The following is a 6,816-nucleotide window of genomic DNA, read 5'->3' as shown; positions in this document are numbered from 1 at the left end:
CGGTTCTTGGCCTTGCGCAGCACCTGGAAGCGGAAGCCGTGGAAGTTGAAGGCGGTGCCCTGGTCGGGAATGGCGCGGGCCTCGTGGATGACGAGCCCGGCGATGGTGGTGGCCTCCTCGTCGGGCAGGTTCCAGTCCATCGCCCGGTTGAGGTCGCGGATCGGCACGCCGCCGTCGGCGGTGACCGAGCCGTCCCCGTGCGGGCGCACGCCGGAGACCGTCACGTCGTGCTCGTCGGCGATGTCGCCGACGATCTCCTCCAGGATGTCCTCCAGCGTGACGAGGCCCATCACCTCGCCGTACTCGTCGACGACGAGGGCGAAGTGGGTCTTCTTGGTGAGGAAGGCCTTGAGCTGGTCGCGGAGCGACGTGGTATCGGGCACGAACCACGTCTCCAGCGCCAGCGCCTCGACCTTGAGGCCGGACGCGTCGCCGCCGGCGGCGTCGAGCGCGCGGAGCAGATCCTTGGCGTGGAGCACGCCGACGACGTTCTCGGTGGTGCCGCGCCACAGCGGCATGCGGGTGTAGGGCGAGGCCAGGACCTCGCGCACGATCTCCTCCGACGGCAAGTCGGCGTTGATGATCCGCATCTTGGTGCGGTGGACCATCACCTCGGAAACGGACAGCTCCGAGAGGTCGAGGAGGCCGCCGAGCATGTCGCGCTCGGCCTTGGCAACGCCGCCCTCGCGGTGGAGCAGGGCCACTTGGCCCCGGATCTCCTCGGTGGGGGAGAGGATCGACTGGTGCTCGCCGATGGTGATGCCGAAGGGGCGCAGCATGAGCCGGACGAGGCTCTCGATGGCGATCGCCGCCGGCCCCATCAGCGCCACGGCGAAGGCGACGGGCCGGGCCATCAGCAGAGCGGCCTTGTCGGGCTTGGAGATGGCGAGCGTCTTCGGCAGCACCTCGGCGAAGACGATGACCAGCACCGACATGCCGACGGTCGCGTAGATCACGCCGCTCTTGCCGAACAGTGCGGTCAGCACGCTGGTGGTGAAGGCCGAGGCGCCGATCGCCACGATGTTGTAGCCGATCAGCATCGCGCCGATGAAGCGTTCACGGATCGCCAGGATGCGGTTGACGATGCGCGCACGCGGATCGCCGCCCTGCTCCAGGGTGTGCATCCGGGCGCGGGACGCTGCCGTGAACGCGGTCTCGGCGCCCGCGAAGAAGGCCGAGAGCAGCAGCGAGATCACGACGATGCTCGCGGCCAGCCAGAGATCGGTGTGGGTTTCCATCGCGCCGTTTTTCAAGCCTGCGCCGTCGCGTCCGGCTTAGAATCGGGGCGCGACGTCGTAACCCCTCATAGGGAGTTTTCGTTCGGATTGCCTCATCGCCCCTTCGCATCGCGCCGGCGGCACCGTGAGCGATGCGCGACGCTTGACGGTGCGTCGTCGCGGATGGATCGGCGGGCGGGCTACCGGCCCGTCCGCACTTCGTCGTCCAGGAACGCCCGCACCTCGGCCCGGTCGATGCCCGGGGCGATGAAGCTCCGGCCGATGCCGCGGGCGAGGATGAAGGTCAGCGCGCCGTCGCGGACCTTCTTGTCCTGGGCCATGGCGTCGAGCAGCGCGTCGGCATCGCAGCCGCCCGGGACCGCCTGAAGGGTCGTCGGGAGACCGGCCAGCGCGAGGTGGTTGGCCACGCGCCCCGCGTCCTGGCCGGGGCAGAAGCCGAGGCGGGCCGAGAAGCGGAAGGCCAGGGCGAGCCCGATCGACACGCCCTCGCCGTGGACGAGGCGGGCGGACTCGTAGGCGGTCAGGCGCTCCAGCGCGTGGCCGAAGGTGTGCCCGAGGTTCAAGAGCGCCCGCTCGCCGTCCTCGCGCTCGTCGCGCACCACCACGCTGGCCTTGGCGCGGCAGCAGATCGCCACCGCCGCGTCGCGCTCCGGCCCGCCGGCGAAGATGCCGCGCCAATGCGCTTCGCACCAGTCGAAGAAACCGGCATCACCGATGAGGCCGTACTTGGCCACCTCGGCGTAGCCCGCCCGCATCTCGCGCTCCGAGAGGGTGTCGAGGGTGCCCGTGTCGGCGAGGACGAGGCGGGGCTGGTGGAAGGCGCCGATCAGGTTCTTGCCGAGCGGCGCGTTGATGCCGGTCTTGCCGCCGACCGAGGAATCGACCTGCGCGAGCAGCGTCGTCGGCACCTGAACGAAGCGCACGCCGCGCCGCAGCGTGGCGGCGGCAAAGCCCGCGAGGTCGCCGACCACGCCCCCGCCGAGGGCGACCACGAGGTCGCCGCGCTCGACCCGGTGGGCGAGCAGGCCGTCGCAGACCGCGGCGTAGCCGGCGTAGGATTTCGAGGCCTCGCCGGGCGCCACCGCGATCACGCCGGAGCGCAGGCCCGCCGCCTCCAGGCTCTCCCGCAGCCGGGCGCCGTAGAGCGCCGCCACGGTCTCGTCCGTGACGATGACCGCACGCCTGGCCCCAAGCGCCGCGATGCGCGCACCTGCGCCGTCGATCAGACCACGGCCGATGAGGATGTCGTAGTCCCGGTCCCCGTCGAGGGGGACGTGGACGGCGAGGGGTGCGGCGTCGAAGGACGTCATCGGTGTTCCGGTTGGGCGCGACTCGCCCTCTCCCCCAACCCATCTCGGGCTTGCCCGCGATGGGCACTTTGGATGCCCAAGTCTTGGATGCCCAAGTCGGGCAAGCCCGACTTGGGTGGGGAGAGGGTGGCCCGCGAGCTAAGTCGGGTGAGAGGAGCGACGGTTCCGGACAGGGCGCTCCCCTCACCCGACCCTCGCTCGCGCGAGGGCCACCCTCCCCCGCAGAGGGGGGAGGGCCGAGCATCGGGAAAGGGGCACGCGGGGCTCACTGCGCGGCCACAGCGCTGGCCTCGGGGGGCGGATTGAAATACGCGTCCAGCGCTTCGAGCACGTCCTGCACGACGCGGTCGTGGGCGACGTCGCGCGAGAGCGCCGTCACGTCCGAGGCGGCGTAGACCGGGTGGCGCAACGCCATCAGGTCGCGCATCGTCGCCTCCGGGTTCCCGGCCTGAAGGAGCGGGCGGTTGCCGCGCTTGCGCACGCGGCGCATCAGCACGTCGAGCTCGGCCTTGAGCCAGACCGAGACGCCGGCTTCAGTGATCCGGGCGCGGGTCGCCTCGCGCATGAAGGCGCCGCCGCCGGTGGCGAGCACCAGCGGGCCGGCCCGAAGCAGGCGCGCGATCACGCGCTCCTCGCCGTCGCGAAAGCTCGGCTCGCCGTAGATCGCGAAGATGTCCGGGATCGTCAGGCCGGCGGCGGCCTCGATCTCGACGTCGGCGTCCTTGAAGATCAGGCCGAGCCGGGTCGCCAGCCGGCGGCCGACGGTGCTCTTGCCCGCGCCCATCAGGCCGACGAGCACGATCGAGCGCGCGCCGAGCGCCCGGCGCAGCCGCGCCTCGATCGGTTCGCCTGCCGGTCCAGGCGCTGTCATCGGTCGGATCTTGACATGGTCGGCGGGCGGTCAGGTCGGCAGGGCGCTCGGTCGGTGGGGCGTCGGGTCGGAATTTGTCTCTTGCGCCGGGTCTTAGCGCGTTTCGGCATCCGCGCGAACCGGGGACCGCCGTCCGGTCCACTGCCGCGGGCGATCCGTGGCGTCGCGGGCCTTGCCAGCGCCTTGATGGCATGATGGAAACCCGGTGCCGCAGCGCAGAGCCTCGCCTTGTCCGCGCAGCAGTTCCCCGCGCCCGCGTGCCCTGAGGTTCGTTCGACGTGCCGACCCTGTTCCGGTTCTTTGCCACCCTCGCGATCCTGGCCGGCCTCGTCTTCGCCGCCATGTTCGCGCTGGCGACCTTCGTCACGCCGACGCCGCGGGAGATGAGCGTGACCATCCCGGCCGGGAAGCTCCAGCCGGGCGCCCGGTGACGACGGCGCCTCAGCCCGACGACGCGCTCCGACCCCGTCCGGAGATCGCAGGCTACCTCGACATGCTCGCCGCCGAGCGGGGGGCCGCGCGCAACACCCTGGACGCCTACCGGCGGGATCTGGCCGACTACCTCGGCTTCCTCGCCGAGGCGGGCCTGGAGCCGGCCGAGGTCGAGGCGTCGGCCCTGCGCGGCTACGTCGCCTCGCTGGAGCCGCGGGGCCTGAGCCCGGCCTCCGCCGCGCGCCGCCTCTCCTGCATCCGCGGCTTCCACAAGTTCCTCTACGCGGAAGGGTTCGCCGAGGGCGATCCGAGCGCGCCGGTTGCCGGGCCGCGCCGGGGCCGGGCGCTGCCGAAGGTCCTGTCCGTCGCCGAGGTCGACCGGCTGCTCACGGTCGCGCGCGCGCGGGTCGGCGCTTCGGCGCCCGAGGCGCGGGGAGAAGCGGCCCGGGCCAAGCGGATGCTCTGCCTGCTCGAACTGCTCTACGCCACGGGCCTGCGCGTCTCGGAGCTGATCGCGCTGCCGCGCTCGGCCGCCTCCACCCGCGAGCGCTACCTCGTGGTGCGCGGCAAGGGCGGGCGCGAGCGGCTGGTGCCGCTGACCGAGCTGGCACGCGACGCGATGCGCGAGCATCTGGCCGCAGCCCGCAGCGAGAGCCCGTGGCTGTTTCCCGCCGACAGCGAGAGCGGGCACCTGACCCGGCAGGCCTTCGCCCGCGACCTGAAGGCGGCGGCGGAAGCCGCGGGCCTGCGCGCCGACCGCGTCAGCCCGCACGTGCTGCGGCACGCCTTCGCCAGCCACCTGCTCCAGAACGGCGCCGACCTGCGGATCGTGCAGGAGCTGCTCGGCCACGCCGACATCGCGACGACGCAGATCTACACTCACGTCCTCGACGAGCGCCTGAAGAGCATGGTTCGCGACCTGCACCCGCTGATGGACGAGGACGCGTCCGATCCGCCGCGCACGGCGTCCGCGGCCGTCGATCCCTGAACCGGAATTCCGGTCGCCGCCTTCCTCCGCGAGCACGGCATCGCCCGGGAGGTGCGGGCACGGCGCTGCACCGACCTCGACGCGATGCCGATCGAGGACGCCTCCGCGGTCTAGCCGGAGGACGTGAGCCCGTACCGGACCGTGGCGCGGATCACGGCCGCCCCGCAATCGGCCTGGAGCCAAGCCCGCGCGGCGGCGGTCGACAGCGGCTTCGCCTTCAGCCCGCCGCACGTTCTGGACGCCCGCCGTCCGCTCAGCGAGGTACGCCGGGCTGCCTGCGAGGCGGTGGCCGCTTCCGCGCCGGGAGGAACGGCCGCCGCATCGCGGAGCCGCGCGAGGCGCCGGTCCTGCCAGACTGACGGTGCGACGCGCGAGCCCGATCCCCTCGGTGGGGCGTTGACCCATGCGGATTGACGATCGGACGACGACGATGGCGGCTCGAAAGCGTGGGGTGAGGCGGGCCGCGATCCGGGTCCTGAAGCTTCTCGCCCGGCCGGTCCGCCGGGCGCAGGGGCGCGGCGGCCTCGTGCTGGAGCCCTATCGCGGCTACGGCTCGCGCGACGAGATCTTCCTGATCGGCCGTGTCTTCCGGCAATCGCACCCGGACCGCGCGGCCGGCGACGACAGCCTGCGCGCGGCCCTGCGCGACACCGCACGGCGCATCGCCCGGCGGACGCTGCCCGGCGCCCGCGTGACCGCGCGGTTCGGCGGCGCCGAGGTCCAGGTCGAGACCGACGCGGACGGCTACTTCCGCATCACCCTGCACCCGGTCGCGCTGCCCGCCGGCGAGGCCGGCTGGCACGCCGTCGACCTCGTGCTGGAGGCCGAGCCGCCGGTGCGGGCGCGGGGGCAGGTCTTCATCCCGCCCGCGGCGCGCGGCTGCGTCGTGGTGAGCGACATCGACGACACGGTGATGCGCACCGGCGTCGCGAACAAGCTGCGGATGCTGTGGCGGCTGTTCGTGGAGGATGCCGAGACCCGGGTCGCGTTCCCCGGTGTCGCCGCGCTCTACCGCGCCCTCTACGCCGGCCCCGACGGGACACAGGCCAACCCGATGCTCTACGTCTCCCGGGCGCCGTGGGGCCTCTACGAGATGCTGTCGGAGTTCTTCACGATCCACGGCATCCCGGTCGGCCCGGTGCTGTTCCTGCGCGAGTGGGGCCTGTCGTGGCGGAGCCCCCTGCCCCGGCGGGCCGAGGACCACAAGCGCGCGCTGATCGCCCACATGCTGGCGCTCTACCACGACCGGCCCTTCGTCCTGATCGGCGACAGCGGCCAGCACGACCCGGAGGTGTACGGGCGGATTGTGGCCGAGAACCCGGGCCGGGTGAGCGCGGTCTACATCCGCAACGTGTCGCGCGAGGCCGCCCGGATCGCCGAGATCGAGCGGCTGGCCGAGACCGTCGCCGCGGCCGGCAGCCGGCTCGTCATCGCCGCCGACAGCGCGGCGATCGCCGCCCACGCGGCCGCCCTCGGCCTGATCGCGCCGGAGGCCGTGGCGGCGGTGGCGGCCGAGAACGCGGCGGACGGAACGCCCCGCCGCGCGGACGCCACTGTCGCCGCACCGGAAGACCTCGGCGCGGTGCTGGCGAGCGGGGGCGGCACGATCCCGCCGAGCGTCGTGATCGACGCAGACCGTGGGGGCGGAACGCGCGAAGCCGCGCATCACGCACGGGATCGGAATTCATCCGGAACTTGACCGTAGGCACCGGAGGTTCCCGGACGTGTGCCATCGCCGATGGCGTCCCGTCACGTCCCGAGAGGCAATCCCATGAAGGCCCTGTGCTGGCACGGCAAGAACGACATCCGCTGCGACACGGTCCCCGATCCGCGGATCGAGGATGCGCGCGACATCATCCTCAAGGTCACCTCCTGCGCGATCTGCGGCTCGGACCTCCACCTGATGGACGGCCTGATGCCGACGATGGAGGCGGGCGACGTGCTCGGCCACGAGTTCATGGGCGAGGTCGTCGAGGT

Annotated in this window: 7 protein-coding genes; 4 read left to right on the top strand and 3 right to left on the bottom strand. The window is 72.6% G+C overall.

The features are described from left to right. From ACFE8Y_RS20010 to ACFE8Y_RS20000, 3 genes are all read right to left on the bottom strand, one after another. A partial coding sequence (locus ACFE8Y_RS20010) for an HlyC/CorC family transporter (protein WP_375466126.1) occupies positions 1–1,238 on the bottom strand: 1,238 nt, incomplete at its 3' end. A 179-nt stretch (positions 1,239–1,417) separates the two neighbouring features. Then, a complete protein-coding gene (aroB, locus tag ACFE8Y_RS20005; RefSeq protein ID WP_375466125.1) occupies positions 1,418–2,548 on the bottom strand; it encodes a 3-dehydroquinate synthase in 1,131 nt (376 codons plus the stop codon). A 265-nt stretch (positions 2,549–2,813) separates the two neighbouring features. Further along, positions 2,814–3,419, bottom strand: a complete 606-nt coding sequence (locus ACFE8Y_RS20000; protein WP_375466124.1) for a shikimate kinase — start codon at positions 3,417–3,419, stop codon at positions 2,814–2,816. Between the two features lie 278 nt (positions 3,420–3,697). On the opposite strand from ACFE8Y_RS20000, the gene ACFE8Y_RS19995 reads away from it, so the two are divergent. The 4 genes from ACFE8Y_RS19995 to ACFE8Y_RS19980 all read left to right on the top strand — a co-directional run. Further along, positions 3,698–3,850 carry a histidine kinase gene (locus ACFE8Y_RS19995; RefSeq protein WP_375466123.1) on the top strand — a complete coding sequence of 51 codons (153 nt, stop codon included), beginning with the start codon at positions 3,698–3,700 and terminating at the stop codon, positions 3,848–3,850. After that, positions 3,847–4,839 carry a site-specific tyrosine recombinase XerD gene (locus tag ACFE8Y_RS19990; RefSeq protein WP_375466122.1) on the top strand — a complete coding sequence of 331 codons (993 nt, stop codon included), beginning with the start codon at positions 3,847–3,849 and terminating at the stop codon, positions 4,837–4,839. Before ACFE8Y_RS19995 ends, ACFE8Y_RS19990 begins: the two co-directional genes overlap by 4 nt. A 430-nt stretch (positions 4,840–5,269) precedes the next feature. Further along, a complete protein-coding gene (locus ACFE8Y_RS19985; RefSeq protein ID WP_375466121.1) occupies positions 5,270–6,538 on the top strand; it encodes an App1 family protein in 1,269 nt (422 codons plus the stop codon). Between the two features lie 72 nt (positions 6,539–6,610). Continuing rightward, a partial coding sequence (locus ACFE8Y_RS19980) for an alcohol dehydrogenase catalytic domain-containing protein (RefSeq protein WP_375466120.1) occupies positions 6,611–6,816 on the top strand: 206 nt, incomplete at its 3' end.

The organism is uncultured Methylobacterium sp. (genome assembly GCF_964242245.1).
Classification (GTDB): domain Bacteria; phylum Pseudomonadota; class Alphaproteobacteria; order Rhizobiales; family Beijerinckiaceae; genus Methylobacterium.
The sequence above is the reverse complement of the archived record's forward strand: the minus strand, read 5'-3'. Positions and strand labels throughout refer to the sequence as shown.

Coding starts and splice junctions, on each gene's coding strand:
- ACFE8Y_RS20000 (WP_375466124.1), bottom strand. CDS start 3,419: ATGACAGCGCCTGGACCGGCAGGCGAACCGATCGAGGCGCGGCTGCGC.
- aroB (WP_375466125.1), bottom strand. CDS start 2,548: ATGACGTCCTTCGACGCCGCACCCCTCGCCGTCCACGTCCCCCTCGAC.
- ACFE8Y_RS19985 (WP_375466121.1), top strand. CDS start 5,270: ATGGCGGCTCGAAAGCGTGGGGTGAGGCGGGCCGCGATCCGGGTCCTG.